Source organism: Photorhabdus kayaii (assembly GCF_025384895.1).
Lineage (GTDB): Bacteria > Pseudomonadota > Gammaproteobacteria > Enterobacterales > Enterobacteriaceae > Photorhabdus > Photorhabdus kayaii.
Window position 1 is genome coordinate 1 of sequence record NZ_JAJAFZ010000180.1, and the last position, 1,283, is coordinate 1,283.

Genomic DNA, 1,283 nt, shown 5'->3' on the forward strand with positions numbered 1-1,283 from the left:
AAAACGGTGTTTGCCAACGGCAAACCGATTGCCCGGCTGGGCCACCGCACCACCTGCGATGCCAATATCAACAGCGGCGCGGCGTCCATTGCCCTCACCCAGGAGACCGAAGGCGTCTATGACATCATGGTCAGCAGCGACCGGGCCTTACACTGGGCCGTGGTGCTGGCCGGCCTCCTCCCCCTGCCCAGAGGGAACAAAAACCGCCCCCATGAATCGCCCCCCGCCCCGTCGGTGAAAAAAACCGGCTGTAACAGTCAGCTCTGTAGCAAAGCCGGCGAGCCGGTAGACGTGGCGACCGGCGACTTCCTACAGGTCTGGCCGGTGCTGGCCCTGCCGGGGGTATTGCCGCTGACCCTGAACCGGACTTACCGCTCCACCGCCGCCCTGGCCGGGCTGTTCGGCCCCAAATGGGCCGACGACTGGTCGCAGCACCTGCGCCGCGACGGCGAGGAGACTCATTTCACCGACGGCGAGGGGGTGATTTACACTTTCCATACCCCGGCGGAAAACGTCTTCTCAGTCAACCTCCATGCCGGGCATTACCTGCTGTACGGGCAACTGAGCGGCGAACTGCGCCTGTTTAACCGCCGTACTCAGCAGATACTGAGTTTTACCGAGGTGCAGGGGGATAAACGCCGCCTGTCCCTGATAGAGGACCGCAACGGCAACCAGACCGTCTTTCATTACGATGAACACCACCGCCTGACCCGCCTGGTCCATGCCGACACCACGACCCTGGCGCTGCACTACGAACACCAGCAGCTCACGGCCATTGACTGGCTGCACGCCGCACAGCGCCAGCGGCTGGTGACCTGCCGCTATGATAATCCCGGGTATCTGGCGGAATGTGACACCTTTCAGTTTCACCACCTGTGGCATGAATACACGCCGCAGGGGAACATGACCCGCTGGCATGACACCGATAAAACCGATGTCACCGTGCACTATGACAAAGCGGGCCGGGTGACGGCTACCACCACCCCGCAGGGGTACTGGCAGGACCGTTTTGCATACGATGACGACCATAACATCACCACCTATTTCGATGCCGAAGGCGGCTGTACCCGCTACCACTATAACGCCGACGGCCTGGTGACCCGCCAGGTCGACCCGCTCGGCCATGAAACCCGGACCGAATGGGATTTCAGTCACAAAGTCGCCGAAACCGACCCGCTAGGCCGCGCCACGGCTTATGAGTACAGCCCTTACGGCGAGCTGACCGGCTGGCTGTCACCCACCGGGGACGTCACCGCTTACGATTACAATGAATACGGCCAGCT

1 protein-coding gene is annotated in these 1,283 nt (G+C 62.0%); it reads left to right on the forward strand.

The window, feature by feature from the left end; genetic code table 11:
- On the forward strand, positions 1-1,283 hold a 1,283-nt coding region (locus LGZ98_RS23745), incomplete at both ends, for a DUF6531 domain-containing protein (protein ID WP_262978732.1).